Origin of the sequence: Limibacterium fermenti (assembly GCF_041902845.1) — a bacterium.
Classification (GTDB): Bacteria; Bacteroidota; Bacteroidia; order Bacteroidales; family Dysgonomonadaceae; genus Limibacterium; species Limibacterium fermenti.
Map to the genome: position 1 here is coordinate 981,577 of NZ_CP159486.1, position 16,244 is coordinate 997,820.

The window sequence follows — 16,244 nt, forward strand, 5'->3', positions numbered from 1 at the left end:
ACTTGATAAAATAATTCGGAGTTAATTTGATATTAATAGTAATATCATTGTCTTTGTCGTGTAGTAATTAAACGATAGATAAATGAAGTATTCTGAACTTGAACGGAAATTAAAAAAGCAGGATGCTACCTGGATGGAGAAATGAACGGACATCCGTTGTGGTATAGCCCGATCACCGGAAAGTATTTTAAAATGGGTCACCACAAAAACAAGGAAGTAGCATCGGGAACATTAAAAAGTATTATGGACGACTCAGGGGTTAAAAAATAACCCCTGAGAAAAAAATATAAAGAGATGAGAACAGTTAAAGCATTTATAGAAAGATCAAGTGAAGGGGATTACAGTGTTTATGTGGATCATGACAATAAAACACTGAATTACGGTATACATGGAATGGGGGGTACTGCAAGGGATGCTGTCGATGATTTTATTTCTGCGTATAAAACGATGAAAGAGTTTTATATGCAGAAGGGTAAAAAGTTTGTAGAGGCTGAGTTTGAGTTTGTTTACGATACTGCATCTTTTCTACAGTTCTATAGTTCTTATTTTACTCTCGCCGGATTATCCCGCTTGACAGGAATCGCTCAGGGACAATTAAGTCACTATGTGAACGGTACCCGGAATCCGAGTAGGCGGACTATTGAAAAGATTGACACTTCTATTCAGGATTTTGCTAAAAACTTAAGTCAGGTTCAAGTCGTTTAATTATTACACATACGATGCTTGACCCTTGCCGTCCCGGATATCCGGGGCGGTTTTTTTGTATGTTGGGCATACATTTATTCTGTCAGGGTGTAAGTCTTTCTTCTTTTATGCTGCGGGCGACGTAACGACCGTACCCTACAAGCAAATCATCATTTCGATGGGCGAGGGGGCCAAAGCCGCCCTGACCGCTTTCGACGACCGGATACGCGGTGTGATATAATAGTTTTATGACCGAAGTGTTTATTTAGATAGCGGGGATGTGGCCTTGAGCCATGTCCCCGCTGTATCTTTGTTTTTGGGATAGGTGAAATTCTTCAGATAAAAACCATTTCAAAATTCAGCAATTACCACTACCGGATCATGATCGGAAGGACATTTATCTTTTGTGCGATCATTTATTACTCCAGAAAGTTCAATGTCGGCTATTCGACGAGAATCTTTTTGTTTATTCATCCTGTCGATATAGCTGTCGGTAATTGTTGCGGTGAGTATTTTTAATATAAACTCTTTTTTACAAGTTCATTAAATAGACTGGCTATTTTATCGGTAACAACTTCCGCATATCGACCACCTTTCTCGGGGCTGGATCTTTCAGGATTTCCCACTCCGGTATCAACCGTTGATTTTGACCAATTACGGGGTACCCATCCTACTTTGCTATTAAGAGATTCGATGTTGAAAGGTTTGCTTTCGCCTTTTCCGGCCATTTGAATATTCACCAATTCGTTACGATAATGCATCATTACCGAAGTTTCCAACTCTCCTGCATGGTCATCGATGTCTTCTTCAAAATAGCCTTGCCTTGGCTCTACGGCAAACCATTCGCAAATAACGATCAACATGTCGGGATAATCAACCGATAAATCCCGTACCATCGGCTTAAAGCTGTTTCCTCCATGTCCGCTTATAATTATAAGAATAGGAATCTTTTGAAGATCGAGAGATTCTACAATATCGGTTAATATCCGTTTTTGCGTCTCATACCGTGCATGAATACAAAAAGGCAGTTCTCTTTGTCCCGGATTCTGGGAGCCTAAAGGGATGGCCGGTAATACCATCCCTTTTACATCATATTTAGACCATGCTTTGTCCACAGCATCCACCGCAATATCATGAGCCAGATAGCAATCTGTCAGATAGGGCAAATGATAGTTGTGAGGTTCCGTCGAGCCCCAGGGCAACACCGCAAAGGAATAGGACGTTCCTTTTATTTCGCCGTAGGTCTCAATGGACAGGTCTATCGGTTTATTTTTCATCATTGTAAATCGTTTTTAAACTCTTGACACACGTTCCTTATACTCGGCAAGACAAGCGTCCAACCGTTCCTGGGCGGTTGTATCTCCGGGAACATTGTGCGACGGGTGTATATATAATTTAACGCCCCGGTCTGCCAATATCTCGGCAACGGTCGTAATGGTCATCCAAACTAATGTTACAAACGCAAGGGTAGACACCGGGCCTATTTTATCCTGATGATTTTTCAGGTTAACGGAAGCATCTACTGCCGGAACACAAGAGTCGACAACAATATCGGCGATTTCAAAGAGTGTTTTGCCACTCGGATGCCGGGTGACCTTCCCTTTGGCTTCGGCCGCAGACCCGTAAGCGATAACTTTCATTCCCAACTCCTTTGCGCGTAAAGCAATATCGATGTTTACATTGTTGATGCCGGTATGCGAAAATATCCAGACACAATCTTTCTCGTTGAAATTATAGGCTTTCATTATAGCTTTGCCGTAACCCTCGGCACGTTCGAGAAATAAAAATTGATGTATGCCCATTTGTCCCGTAATGCCGGTAAAGAATGTCATGGGTAATTCCACCATGGGGTGAAATCCCACAAATCCCCCGATACGAGGATACATTTCTTCAACGGGAATCGTAGCATGCCCACATCCGAAAGTGTGTACCCAATGCTCTTTTTCGATAGAATCAGCCATAATTGTTGCCGCTTTTTGGATATTCTCCAACTGAGTTTCTTCGATTTTTTGCATAATGCCTCGTGCATTCGCTAACCATTCAAGTGATAACATAATTGTAATTTTTAATAGATGTTTTTAATTGTTTTTATATTCGTAAACAGTATAATTATTTGAATAAGCAGTAAAATAATGAGAAATACCGGAAAAGATGAAATGCCAAATGACTTTGAAATAAATCCCATTGTATAATTTAAAAGGGTGTTACCCGTCAAAGCAATAAACATGGCTAATCCGATTGCCGTTCCGCTTATATTCTTGTATGTCGTTCCAATATAACTGATGATAATCGGGAATCCTGCTGCAAGGCCAAACCCTGCAATAAACAGGCTGATTGCGGCTATCCGTAGATCGCCCGCATAATGAAGCATAATAATCCCGATGATGGCGGTCATTATTCCTCCCAGAAGTATATATTCATGTTTTATAATACGTAATATGTAACTAAGTACTAAACGGGAAACGGTCATTCCCAACACAAAGAATGTGAGGCTTAGAACCACGTCGTCACTACTAATGGCCGTTCTTCCGTCAAGATAACTGGTCGTCCAGTTATTGATAAGACCCTCCATGCCACTTTGGAAGAAGAGGAAAAAGCTCAAAAATAAAAGCAATGGCTCTTTCACTAATTGAATAGCTTCTTTCACCGGGAATCCCTGTTTGATTTTCGGTTCGGGAAATTTAATCGCTATAAAATAGAGAACCGCTGCAAGCATAAACAATCCGGTACCTTGCAATATGATTTGATAAGAATAAGTTCCTGAGAGCATGCCCAATAAAAGAGGAATTCCCAACGCACCTATACCGTAACAGACTCCCAATATACTTAGTTTTGCGCCCCGCTCTTTATCCGTTGATATATCGGATGCAAGTGCGTTCGTGGAACCGTTCAGCATACCTCCGCCCAAGCCGATAAGAAATATGCAGATGCGTAAAACATTCAGGTTCTCAAAAAAGGACAAACCTTCGATTCCCAACAACGTAAACAGAGTGCTTACTACCAGTAATAACTTATATCCAAATCTGTCCACAATGATTCCAAACAGAAGCGAGCCTACTAATACCCCTACAGGCAGAAGTGATACCAAAGAGGATGAACCTATTGTATCAAGAGAGTATTTTGCTGTTAGAGAGGGTAAGACGGAACCCATCACAATAAAGGCAATTCCGAAAAAAGCCATGCCTATACAAGCGGCTATATACACTAAAGTCTTATTGTATTTCATTCTATAGAGGGTTTATTTTTGATGGATGTAAGGGCTAAATAGCCGGCGCCGTATAGTCCGGCATTCCCCTGTAAGATTGATTTCTCGAATTTCACCTGCTTTATCGCAATAGGCTGCGCCCATTTGGATGCTTCTTCATAAATGCGGTTTATCAAGTGTGCAGCCGGTCCGAAAACGCCGCCTCCCCATATAATCACTTCCGGGTTTAACAGGCTGACTAAATTGGCGGAGGCCATAGCCCATAGTTCGATAGCCTTGTCTATGATGAACATAGCAAGCGGATCGTCATTATGAACAGCTGCAAAGATATCCTTGGCGGATAGGCTTTCAATCTCTTTTTTATAGAATTCGCTTTCCTGAAAAAGGAGACCTTCTTTCAAAATCTTTTTTGCTTGACGGGCAATGCCGTCTCCCGATGCATAACTTTCGAAACAGCCGTACCTTTCAAATTCTTCCACGAAGGGAGTTTCCATTGCAAGCCATCCGGCAGCGCCTACAACGTCTCCCTCTCCGTGGACGATATTCCCGTCGATGAGCAGCCCGGCACCTATCCCCGTCCCGACGGAAAGATAAATTGCATTTGCGGCATTTTTGGCAGCGCCCTTCCATTTCTCGCCCAAGATATAACAGGTTCTGTCGCTGGCAATGTCAATGGTGAGCTTATCATTGCTAAAATGCTCCTCTATCTCCTTTTGAAGCGGATAGTTTTCCCAGCCATCTATGTTGGGCGCCCATATTAATCCCGTCTTACTGTTCGCTATACCCGGGACGCAAATACCCAATGCTTCGATAGCATCCCTGCGGTACTTCGATTGTTCAATTACTTCATTGATGGTCTGTAAAACCAACAGCCCGACTTCGTGTCCTTTCCGTTTTTCCAGAAGATGCGTGGTCTGACAGAGCATATCACCCTCTTCGTTAAAGAGCGCACCTGTAATCTTAGTGCCACCCAAGTCTACACCTATAACCGCCATGTATGATTTCTTTTAAGTGGTACATTAGTTGTTTTTGACTATTTCTATCACGTGAACATCCTTACTATCGATATTGGCCGTGAAATTCAACTTATTGCTGGAACTTTGAACCTTTTTTTGTATTTCATTAATCACGTTCCGTAAGTTATATATACCATCGGATTTTACATTCAATTCGATATCAATTTTTTCGCTATTGGCACTATGGTTGATGATAAAAACGAGATAACCATCCTTTGTATCCTGAAGCCGGACTTCCACTTGATCGGAACTCCTCCCGTCAAGGGAGGTCGTGAAGGGTCTTTTAATATTTGCCCAATTCAATAATTGGACAAAAAACCGATCGTTATCCGGATTGAACTTCTGAAAATTGGCCATCCCCATGTACGTTCCTACAAGCATAGATTCACCCTTCCCATATCGGGTACTTACGATCGCGGGTTGTCCCTGTTCGTTCGTGGCCAGCACCTTGGCATTGCTGTTGCCGAGAAGGCTTAACGATTGCGTGTACAACGATCCCGTGAGTTTACTTCCTTTTTCGAAGCCCTGTATGGCGGGATGGCTCTCGTCTGTTATGGTAAACTCAATATCATCACGCATCCTGATTTCATTTTCCCTTACTCCGAATATGTCATGCAGTCCTAGTCCGGGAATAATTTCCGATGCATAACCCCGGTCGTCGTTCCAACCCATGCGGGCTTCCGCCAACACATACCCGCCATTCTCAACAAAGGCGCGTAATCCGGCTGCCGCCTCACGCGTAAACATTATCGGGTAAGGAATGATGATCAATTTATATTGCGAAAGATCTTGCTTCTCAATATGCTTCCTATGGATGAAATCTACAGGGATATTGTGATTTGCAAATGTTTGGAAATAACCTATGAGCGATTGACTTAATGCTGCCGGATAATCGCGGCGCTGCATTCCCCCTACCATTTGAGTTAACGGGTTGTACACTATTCCGATTTCAGCCTTTGCGGGAGTCGCCTTTAGAAAGAGTTGCTGATTTCGGTTCACAACTTCCGCTATTTTTCCTGCATTTACCGCTCTTTCGGTTAAGGTCCCATCCAGATTGATCAGTCCATAACCTCCCGCTTCATATCCCGATGACATCGGATAATAGGCGTAAATATTTACCCCTTTGGCTCCTTTTGCGATAGCTGACCAGGCCCATATACGATGGTCGTCGGAAGTAACCGGATCGCTTACCTGAAGGGCTATGGTTCCCAATCCGGCTTGGAGTTCTCCCACATACCATCCGCCTTTTTCGCGATTTGCACTTCTAATGAAATCCATTACCGTACGCAAGGTTGTTACCGACCATGCATTTTTGGGGTGATTATGTTTCGGATAAAGTGAAACTCCATAATAATCCAACGGTTCGGCCATCAAAAAGTCATCGGTAGCGCCTGCACCCACATGAGGCGATTGGAATAAAGAAGCGCCTACCGCATGGGCCGTGATAAGGTGTGTGGCATCGACTTTCCGGATCGCGTTATAACGATCTTTCATATCTCCTGCTAATTTTTCGTAGATAAATGTTTTCCAGTCGATAAAGTCGGTATAACTTAAAATGGTGCTGAACCGGGGTGCTTCTACCTGTTCCCAATCCGTGAAGTTACGGTACCATGCGGCATTCAGGTTTTCGAGGGAGTTGTATTTTTTATGGAGCCACTCTCTAAACCTGCCTTGGGTGGCGTCGCTAAAGCAAAATTGCACATTGGGAATATAATCGATGGATGCCCAGTTGATAATATGCGGTTCGCTCCATAGATCCCATCCGAAGAGATTAGGATAGGACGTAGCAACTTTGGCTGTTTCCGAATAAAAATTAAGTACGGCCTCTTTTGCGGCTTCGTTATCGGTATTGACACCCGGTGCCGATTGAGGATGGATTTTATCGCCATTCTGCGCTTCGAAAAGAGCAAACGGATATTTCTGGACAACCCAGTCGGGGGCCGAATCCACATAGATCTGTATGAAGACTTTCAGTCCTACTTCATTAGCGAGCCGCATCAGAAGATGTAAATTGTCGAAGTTATACTTACCTGGCTTCGGTTCGCAAGTAGCCCATTCAACCCATGTACGAACCGTATTAAATCCAAGAGCTTTTATCTGTTGAAGGTCGGCCCGCCATTCTTTTTCAGAGTTTGCGGTAATCTTAGATAACATGGGCGCTCTGGCTTTACCGCCACTGTACCATACCGAAAAGGGTAAGAAATTTTTGTCTATTTTTTCCTGTTTCGTTTGTCCCTGAGCACCGATTGTTATCGATAAAAACAATATAAAAAGCAGATTTAAAATTTTCATTTTCTATTTTGTTACAAGTTGTTTTATAATTATACTAAGCAGTTGGATAGATTCATTTATTCAAAAAGTAATTCTGTCAAAATCTACCTGATGTCATGCTCCGATCGGTTGAACTCAGCGTTTTTGATACAAGCGAACTACGTTTTTTCGAGGGAGTTTGACTATGTTATGCTTAGTTATGCTTACTATTAATTCAAATATTTATACCCTTTTCTTTTCAATCTCCAAACCCATCCTGAATTTTTTCCGGCTCCGGCACCATCTTGAAAGAGTACAAGCTCATTTTCATTTATAATTTTCACATCAAATGTATCTTTATACGCATGATCCATCCCGGGGAAAATATCTTCGATAACGGTCAATGTCATTTTTTGAGAATCGAACAGGAATTCACTAACTTGCGGTTCTTCTCCAGGAGATTTAACCACACTCATCGATAACTTGTCTCCAGCTTTTTGAAAAAATATTTCTGTCTGAAATCCATCTTCAGGAGAGACACCGTCGGCTATGGGCGACCACCAAAGTTCATCCCATGCATACGGCGCTGATAGGTACCAATGCTGTGTCCCGTCTCCGAAATCAGTTGCGTATACCCATGTTTTTCCGTCGCCGAAATAATCAATCAAAAAAGCCAAAGGTTCTTTTACCAAATCCGGCAAAGATGTTACTTCTATAGTTCTTTTAATACTTACAATTCCGCCTTTTGTTAAAACATTGCAGGTGACAATTTTTTCTCCCAATGTTCTTAGACGGATGTTGTCTTTTGTCTTGAATGAGTTGATACCTTCCACTTCCCAATGAACTTGGTAACCTTCATCTATAGATAGGGCGATGATGTTACCACCGGGAATCGTATTCTCTACCTTCAAGTTAATCTTTTCCGCTACCTTTTCAGCCTCTTCCAGCGGAGGTAAAACATCCCGATCTTCGATAGGATCACAGGAAATAAAACAGAAGATAGCTGCTGCAAGTAATAATATAATATTTTTCATTTTGGTTTTTATAATTTTAGCGGATTTACCATCCTTCATTTTGTTCTAAAACTCCATCAGATAACAAAAGTTGAGACTCCGGAATAGGTAGATATCCCTTTGTCTCCGGCCTAAATTTTACAGTATATTCTATGGTTTTACCTTCATTTTCTACAGGAATATTTTTTAATTTGTTAAAGGCTGTTTCCAATTCGCCCCAACGCATTAAATCATAATATCTTATTCCTTCAAAGGCTAATTCGCATCGTCTCTCTTTTTTTACATTTTCTAATGTTGCCGGAACACTAGGTAAATTAGCTCTTTCCCTAACAATATCGATGTATTCTTGAGCTTTAGATGAACCTAACTCCGCTCCCATCAAATAAACATCCGCCAACCGTAATAAAACAATTTCCTGTGTATTACAATCCGTATTGTTTGCGGGTGATCCATAGAGATAGGTAAACATGTTTTGTAATTTTCCATCTATCTTAATGTTGATAGGCATATATTTTTTTTGCCATAAATAGGTCTCATGAAACTGGTCTGAACTGGAAACGTATCCGATATTTTCTTCATTTACCTTACAAATTGATCCTCGCTTCCTTAGGTCCGAATCATCCCATGAATCCCACAGTTGCGGGTTTACGGGGCCTGCCCCCCATCCATACCCGAAAGGATTGGTGTTTTGCATTCTCATTCCGAAAAAGAGATCGATTGTATTGCGACTATTCCCTCCGAAAGCCCCGAAACGAATTGAGAACATTGCTTCCGAATTACCGCCTTCTTCACCTACCCACGACAGCTTATTGTCTTTTGCGTAATCATAGTTTTCTGTAGCATACGAATAAGGCCATAAATTTCGGAAATCATCTACTAATTTATGTCCGCTATGGTCTATGCAGTAATCAACATTATTAATCACCTCCGATTTTGTTAAGCTTCCTGATTCAGGTAATGCTATTTCTGTTTTCCCATATACTCCAGTGTAAAAAAGAAAAACCCTTGCCAGCATCCCTTGTGCAGCCCATTTGGTAGTCCTTCCGATGTCGCTGGTTGAAAATGGAGTGTCAGGTAATTTTTCAATTGCCAACAGTAGATCAGCTGCAATTTGGCCGAACAACGCTTCAGGAGAGGCTTTTGGGAGATTCTGCGGTTTAGTTTCAAGAACTAAGGGAACGGTTCCAAACATTCTTGCCAAATCAAAATAATAGTACGCCCTCATAAATAATGCTTCACCTTCATATTTGTTTTTTTGAGTCTCCGATTCCCATTCTTGAACTTGGGAAATCGACTCAAGGAGCATATTGCATCTGAAGATACCTTTATAATTCTGTTGCCATGGATATAGATACATATCATTACCATAGTTCTTGAATTCCGAAATTGCATGTAATACAAGATCAACTCCCCCGCCGCCGGCAAATCTATCATCTGACATCAATTCTGATATAAAAAAGCTATGCAAATGTGATGTCCCTGGATTTAAAAGAGAGTAGATTCCGGTTAATGCTTGATTTACATCTTCAGGAGTTTGATAAAAATTGGTGTTTACTTTGTTAGTAAGAGGTTCCGTATCTAAAAAATCAGAACAACTGCTAATAAATAACAGAATGGCTATTATATAAATATTCTTATTCATGATTTCTGCTTTTTTTAAAATGTTACGTTCAATCCAAATAAAATAGTTCTCGGAGTAGGATAAAAACCTAAATCAATTCCCGAACCAAAACTGCTTCCGCCACTATAACCTATTTCTGGATCCATCCCCGAATATTTCGTAAACGTATAAAGATTTTGAACGGAAAAATATAAATGGAGTCGACTCAAATAATCTTTTTTTAGCAATTTACTAAAATCATACCCTACCGTTATGCTTGAAATTCTGAAATAATCTCCATCTTCAATGTATAGGTCGGAAATATTGGAAAAGTTTTTCGAGGATGCCGTAGACAACTTTGGAAGTCTGTTTGATGTTCCTTCTCCGTACCAACGGCCGAAAATTTCTGTTGTGAAATTATGCGTCGGGAAAATAGCAAAATCGCGATATGAGCGTATTATTTGGTTTCCTGCCACTCCGTTAGCGACAAGAGAAAAATCAAATCCTTTATAATCCGCTCCGAGGCTTAATCCGAAAGTTAGATTTGGATTAGGATCTCCTATCATTACTTTATCATTATCATCAATAATATTATCGTCATTCATATTTACAAAACGAACATCGCCAGGTGTTGCTTCAGGTTGAATCAATTCTCCTTTTGAGTTAACATAAGCCGCTACTTCTGCTTCATTCTGAAAAATGCCATTGGTACGATATCCCCAAAAATATCCGATAGGGAATCCTTCTTCGGCTCTATATATCTCGCTGGTAAGGTCGGCTAAGACATTCGGTAGGCCATGAATAATTTTTTCATGATTTGCAATTCTTGTCACTTTATTTTTATTTTGTGATAAGTTTGCACTTACTTGATAATTAAAATCATTTATATTGCTTTTCCAATTAAGGGCAACTTCAAAACCTCTGTTTCGGACGTCTCCGCCATTAATATATGGCGCTCCAGTACCATAACTTGCAAGTGTCGGCGCGGCAACCAGCCAATTTTTTGTCATTTTATCATACCAATCAAAATTAAGAGCTAATTTATCGTTAAATAGGTATGAGTCGAAACCAATGTTCAATTGTTCGGAAGTTTCCCATGTTACATCAGGATTAGGAAGAATATTTGGATATGCTCCAATTAATTTTTCTTTTTTATCGATTCCATAATAGTCTGCACCAGTTAAACTAATAGTCGACAGATATTGGAAAGGTGATATGTTCTGATTACCGTTTTGCCCCCAACTTGCCCGGAGTTTAAAAAAAGAAATGGTCTTTTCCAGCTCTTTCCAAAATGATTCGTTTGAGATGACCCATCCGGTGGCAATTGAAGGGAAATATCCCCAGCGTTTTCCTTGGGCAAATTTTGAAGAACCGTCGGCTCTCATTACAACAGTGAGCAAATACTTTTCAAAATAGTCATAATTGATCCTTCCGAAATAGGATAACAATTTATTATCTCCCCACGGATAACTTCCCAGTTTTGTTTTGGCGGGATCGATTAATTTTGAATTATCGAGCCAAGCATGTTCAAGATCATTGAAAACGCTGTTGATATTTGTTCCATTAAGAGTTTCACCTATATTACTTTTTTGAATGGTATTCCCTGCCAATATATCGAATTTGTGTCCGGTTTCTCCGATTTTTAAGAAATAATTAATTGTATTCTCAAAATTATATCCTAACCCTTTAGACATATTATGGGTTGTGGTGCTATTTTCGCTGAAATGACGTTCACTAAGGTTGTATTTTGGAGTATAACTTCTATAGGAATTGTCTGAAAAATCGTACCCGAAAGTACTTCGAATCGTAAGATTTTTAATGGGTTGTAAATCAATATGAATATTTCCGATTAACTTGTGGCTTACAGACGTATTATTTCCATGAGTGTATACCATGATTGCAACAGGGTTAGGCACACGTATATCCCATGGTATAGCAAAATGATACTCACCTTTTTCATCAAAAACAGGCATAAAAGGTGAAGCGCATAATGTGTTGCGGATAGAATTGGAGTACATGCCTCCGGTTGCAATTCCCGATCTGTCGATATAACTGTACGACAGATTTTCACCTATTTTTAGGATAGCTCGATCTTTATTTTCAATAATTTTGTATTCGGTATTCAACCTGAAATTATATCTATCGTAGGTAGAGGCTACAGGTTTTCCAAGTATTCCATTTTGGGAAGTAACTGAAAATCCCATTGAATAGCGAGATTTATCCGTGCCTCCGTTGATACTTAAAGCATGATTCTGTATTGGCGCATTTTTCTCCAGTATTTCATGAAACCAGTCTGTTCCTTTATTTTTCCCACTCTCTATTTCGGTCCAATTGGGCACTAACGATTTAAGGTCGTACGGTTCTAGACCATCGTTAAGTCTGGCTTCATTCATCATTGTCGCATATTCCTGAGCATTTAGGGTCGGTAGTTTTTTATAAAGGTTTTGCACTCCGTAATATCCGTCATACGAAATTGTGGGCTTTGATTCGTAATTACCTGTTTTTGTGGTGACGAGTATTACTCCGTTTGCCGCACGAGAACCATAGATTGCTGAAGAGGCTGCATCTTTTAAAATATCAACTGATTCGATATCAGATGGATTTAAATAATCAATATTACTTACAGGTACACCATCCACAATGAATAGAGGAGACGCATCACCGGTTGTTCCTAATCCTCGAATATTTATTCTGAAATCAGAACCGGGCTGTCCTGAAGTTTTTATTATTTGTAATCCGGTTGTACTTGACTTTAAGGCATCAATCACAGATATTGGATTTTGTTTACTGATCTGTTCTGAACCGACTTGCGATGTAGCCCCTGTAACTAATTTTTTCTTTAACATTCCATATCCGATGACAACTACTTCTTCTAAATTTTTAAGGTCTTCTTGCAAAACAATATCGAAAGATGTTTTTCCTATTGTGGAGATATCTTGTGACACGCATCCGATGAAGGAAATGCGTATCACGGCATCTTCATTGACACTTAAATGAAAATTGCCATTTATATCCGTAACTGTTCCGTTCGAAGATGTTTCAACTTCTATGATGTTTGCGCCGATAATCGATTCTCCGTTTGTATCTACTACTTTTCCCGTAATTTGCTTCTTTTCTTGTTGGGCTAGCAATTCGGTAACGATTTCTTCGACTTCTTTGGGAGTAGCCTTCGCTTCATCTCGATAGATTACTACTTGTTTCCCTAATATTCTGTATGCAAGCTCTGTTTTTGTCAGGATATTATCCAAAACTTCTTCGATATTTTTGGAGTTGGTCGTAAGGTCAATTTTTTTGTTGATCATCTGTTTGGCATTACCGGCAAAAATAAACCTATAGTCGCTTTTCTTTTCCAACTCTTCACAAACTTTCTTGATGGAAGTCGACTTCATGTGCAGCGTAAAGGCTGCTTCTTGTGAATAACTATTGGCAGCCTGTGAAAACAGGATACTGAAAAACAGTAAAAATAAAGTTATTCTCATGATTTTTAAAGCATGTTTGAAATTATTGAGGGTTTTTGTCCCGTCAATAGCGTATTTATTCATATATTTGTACGATTTTAATTATTAATAGATTGATGTAATTAGAATTAACCTGCCGGATGATATTGCCGTATCCTCCGGCTTTTTTGCATATTTTTTTTCATTTCTCCATAGGCATCCTTGTTTTAAAACGGATTTATTTTTTATAGATATATATTTGCGTATCTTCTTTTTTGTAGGTAGTCGATGAAATCAGCGCAAGGGTGGTCATGACATTGTCCAAATTGTCGGAGAGAATGATCTTCCCCGTACAGGTGAGCCCTTGGAAAGATACTTCTTCATCAAAATTGAACGAAAGGTTATAGTATCTTTCGATTTGTTTCAGCGCCTCGATTACAGGCGTGTCTTCAAAAGTCAGATATCCGTTTTTCCAACTGATAAAAGGTGTTACATCTACTTTTTTAGTTTGAAAAACGCCGCTCTCTGAATAGAGGGCTTGTTCGCTCGGCGAGAGGAATATTTCCGGTTTATTCTCCGATTGCAGGCTGACGCTCCCTTGCACTAACACAACCGAAAGCTGCGAATTGGGATAGGCCGTTACATTGAATTGGGTGCCGTATACTTTTACATCGAAACCGGAAGCGTGTACGCGGAAAGGCTTTTGTGTGTCGTGCGCCACCTCTATATATATTTCTCCTGAGAGATATACGTCGCGCGTTTTTCCGGAAAAATCAGATGGAAACTCTAAGGATGATCCCGAATTAAGCCATACTTGCGTTCCGTCAGGAAGGACGATTTTCGACCGTTTGCCGTATGGGACAATCAGTTTGTTCATCGTATTCTGTGTGATGGCTATTTTTTCTTCCGTATTATCGCCGGCCTTTATTTGAGCGGTTCGTTCGTTATCGATTTCAATATCGACATTCTCCTGGAAAGAGGCTGTTTTTCCTCCTGTGATGAAAAGAATGTCTTTCGACTCCAATTCGCTCCCCACGATATATCCGGCGGAGATGTTTTCGTTATCTCTAAGCCAATCGGTGCTTTTTTGGATATACAGGAGTGATAAAACGAGAGCCGCCGCACAAGCTGCTGCCGCATAAGTGAAACGGCGCAGGGTTTGTCGTCTTGCATAACGGGCCAGCGAGTGCTCCAGACGCCGGATGGCTTCCTGCTTCTTTTCTTCCGGCAGTTTGTAAGATGATAGGTTGATATGACGGAAATGCTCTTCAGCCAATTCGAAATTTTTGCGTTCGTCGGGAAATTTCTCCAAGAAATCCTCCCAATACGCACGTAATTCGTCGTTCGGGAAAAGCTTCCATTGAATGAATTTTTCATCCTTCAGAAACCGGATAAAATCGTTATGCTCTCTCTGTAACCGCATGGTTGTTTTTCGTTATTGAAAAAGTTTTTTTATCTTTTTACAACGTGCTTTTATTATATAGACGAAGATGATGATGAAACATCATCGTTTCTCATAATAAAAATGAAGTTTTTAACATGAAGGGCGTGTTCTTGGCATCAATCCTGTTTTTCTAGCCATCGAGTCATTTTTTCCATTACGATGTCGTTGGGCTGGGAATTTCCATTTTCAATATCCTTCCGTCCGGATTCGATTGACTGTTTTTGGGCTATATTCAACTGATACAGCTCTTGCTCGGCGCTATCAAATATTGTTTGTAAGGCTTTCAAAAAACTCGTATTATAAATTTTTAATCAAATTCGCGGCAATAATCCGGTGAATGTAGACAATACCTCCGTGGACAGTATAGATAATTGCCATCTTCTTGTAGTTTATACGGCGGACATTTGCCCCGAAACGCAAGAATGAAGTTCCTGTTTGTATTGAATAACTTTCCGGCATGTTATTCAAAGTTCTCAGGATATTAAAGATGTCTTCATAGTGGCGTAATGCGGTTAATGGCGCTTTGTATTTGTAAGTGGACATAATATAATCGATGTAGTCTTGTAAATCGGCTTCGGCTTCTTGTGATAAGACTACATTATAGTCATTCATTACAGATTTGATTTTAATTGCCGCATGTCTACACCATAGTGTTTACTTAACTTGTCCAAGCCCTTTTCGTAAACTTCTTCCAGCGGATAAGTTTTACTTACCGGAGAAGGATACTCCAGCTTTACGGCTCTTTTATTTTGTAGTTCGCGTACGATTTTGCGTCCCGATGGCCGGGATATGTCTATAGTGGCGATTACTTTATTATTGTCCATATAATTGTTTTTAGCTAAGTCGACATGACAAAAATACGAATAAATTGCTAATTCCGGATAGTAAAAATGAGGAAAATAAAATTATCGAATCATCATCAATAATGTAACGAGTGGTAGGGCGGATTTCTTTAATTTAAAAAGAGATTTACTCATCAGATTCCGCGAGGCGGCGACGGAGATGTGCATGATCTCTGAAATTTCTTCGTAACGGTATTCCTGCACGTACCTTAAGTACATGATTTCGCGTTCGCGATTGGTCAGTATACTCAATACCTTTTCTACTTTTTGACGTACTTCTTCCGCATCCTCCCTGTCGATTAGTTCGTCTTCGACGGAAACTTCCAAACGGAAGGAAACGTTTTCATCGAGGTTTTCCTCCAACGATAGTATACCGGTATATTCTTTGTTTGTACGTTGCAAATCGATAAGCCGGTTGCGTAACGATCGGAAGAGATAGAATTTGATATTGGATATTTCGTCGAGCGAGGCGTGCTTGGTGCATAATTTGTAAAACACGTCATGGATAGCATCCATCGCGGTTTCTTCATCGAAACCTAAATGTATGGCATACGAATAAAGAGAATCTAAATATTCGTTATACGTGGAGGCTATGTTGGAAAAACGTATCATTGCATTTTTTAGGGACTTGACCGATTAATGTCTTGCAAAGTTAGGATTTTCTCTGAAAATGAGAAATAATTAATAACTTGCGAAGCCCTATCAAGCAAGTAAACCACAAGTTATCTTGGATACGACTCCAATGCAAAGTAC

General features: G+C 40.2%; 16 protein-coding genes. 3 read left to right on the top strand and 13 right to left on the bottom strand.

The features are described 5' to 3' along the window. Nucleotides 1-141: 141 nt before the first annotated feature. From ABNK31_RS04455 to ABNK31_RS04465, 3 genes are read left to right on the top strand one after another with little or no spacing between them, the layout of a single operon-like run. A complete protein-coding gene (locus ABNK31_RS04455; RefSeq protein WP_418894514.1) occupies nt 142-270 on the top strand; it encodes a hypothetical protein in 129 nt (42 codons plus the stop codon). Between the two features lie 24 nt (nt 271-294). Further along, nucleotides 295-705, top strand: coding sequence for a helix-turn-helix domain-containing protein (locus ABNK31_RS04460; RefSeq protein ID WP_418894515.1), 411 nt, complete (start codon nt 295-297; stop codon nt 703-705). A 55-nt stretch (nt 706-760) separates the two neighbouring features. Next, nucleotides 761-925 (top strand): hypothetical protein, encoded by a 165-nt coding sequence (locus tag ABNK31_RS04465; RefSeq protein ID WP_418895460.1) that lies wholly within the window; start codon nt 761-763, stop codon nt 923-925. A 274-nt stretch (nt 926-1,199) separates the two neighbouring features. Here ABNK31_RS04465 and ABNK31_RS04470 read toward each other — a convergent pair whose 3' ends face one another. The 13 genes from ABNK31_RS04470 to ABNK31_RS04530 form a co-directional block, all read right to left on the bottom strand. Continuing rightward, a complete protein-coding gene (locus ABNK31_RS04470) occupies nt 1,200-1,961 on the bottom strand; it encodes a creatininase family protein (RefSeq protein WP_418895361.1) in 762 nt (253 codons plus the stop codon). 15 nt (nt 1,962-1,976) lie between these two features. Further along, nucleotides 1,977-2,738, bottom strand: coding sequence for a sugar isomerase domain-containing protein (locus ABNK31_RS04475; protein ID WP_418894516.1), 762 nt, complete (start codon nt 2,736-2,738; stop codon nt 1,977-1,979). An 11-nt stretch (nt 2,739-2,749) separates the two neighbouring features. Next, nucleotides 2,750-3,910 (bottom strand): MFS transporter, encoded by a 1,161-nt coding sequence (locus tag ABNK31_RS04480; RefSeq protein ID WP_418894517.1) that lies wholly within the window; start codon nt 3,908-3,910, stop codon nt 2,750-2,752. Next, nucleotides 3,907-4,884: an ROK family protein gene (locus ABNK31_RS04485; RefSeq protein WP_418894518.1), complete on the bottom strand. Its 978-nt coding sequence runs from the start codon at nt 4,882-4,884 to the stop codon at nt 3,907-3,909. Before ABNK31_RS04485 ends, ABNK31_RS04480 begins: the two co-directional genes overlap by 4 nt. Nucleotides 4,885-4,908: 24 nt before the next feature. Continuing rightward, complete coding sequence (locus tag ABNK31_RS04490; protein WP_418894519.1) at nt 4,909-7,197, bottom strand: beta-galactosidase; 2,289 nt, start codon at nt 7,195-7,197, stop codon at nt 4,909-4,911. Between the two features lie 188 nt (nt 7,198-7,385). Next, nucleotides 7,386-8,189, bottom strand: a complete 804-nt coding sequence (locus ABNK31_RS04495) for a hypothetical protein (protein ID WP_418894520.1) — start codon at nt 8,187-8,189, stop codon at nt 7,386-7,388. Nucleotides 8,190-8,214: 25 nt separating this feature from the next. Then, nucleotides 8,215-9,810, bottom strand: a complete 1,596-nt coding sequence (locus ABNK31_RS04500) for a RagB/SusD family nutrient uptake outer membrane protein (protein ID WP_418894521.1) — start codon at nt 9,808-9,810, stop codon at nt 8,215-8,217. Between the two features lie 14 nt (nt 9,811-9,824). Further along, nucleotides 9,825-13,310 carry a TonB-dependent receptor gene (locus ABNK31_RS04505; protein WP_418894522.1) on the bottom strand — a complete coding sequence of 1,162 codons (3,486 nt, stop codon included), beginning with the start codon at nt 13,308-13,310 and terminating at the stop codon, nt 9,825-9,827. Between the two features lie 133 nt (nt 13,311-13,443). Further along, a complete protein-coding gene (locus ABNK31_RS04510) occupies nt 13,444-14,628 on the bottom strand; it encodes a FecR family protein (RefSeq protein WP_418894523.1) in 1,185 nt (394 codons plus the stop codon). A 137-nt stretch (nt 14,629-14,765) separates the two neighbouring features. Continuing rightward, complete coding sequence (locus ABNK31_RS04515) at nt 14,766-14,936, bottom strand: hypothetical protein (protein ID WP_418894524.1); 171 nt, start codon at nt 14,934-14,936, stop codon at nt 14,766-14,768. 10 nt (nt 14,937-14,946) lie between these two features. Then, the gene (locus ABNK31_RS04520; protein WP_418894525.1) at nt 14,947-15,261 is read right to left on the bottom strand and encodes a type II toxin-antitoxin system RelE/ParE family toxin; all 315 of its coding nucleotides are present in this window, start codon (nt 15,259-15,261) and stop codon (nt 14,947-14,949) included. Further along, nucleotides 15,261-15,473 carry a hypothetical protein gene (locus ABNK31_RS04525; protein ID WP_418894526.1) on the bottom strand — a complete coding sequence of 71 codons (213 nt, stop codon included), beginning with the start codon at nt 15,471-15,473 and terminating at the stop codon, nt 15,261-15,263. Before ABNK31_RS04525 ends, ABNK31_RS04520 begins: the two co-directional genes overlap by 1 nt. Nucleotides 15,474-15,554: 81 nt before the next feature. Further along, nucleotides 15,555-16,103: an RNA polymerase sigma factor gene (locus ABNK31_RS04530; protein ID WP_418894527.1), complete on the bottom strand. Its 549-nt coding sequence runs from the start codon at nt 16,101-16,103 to the stop codon at nt 15,555-15,557. Nucleotides 16,104-16,244 lie beyond the last annotated feature (141 nt).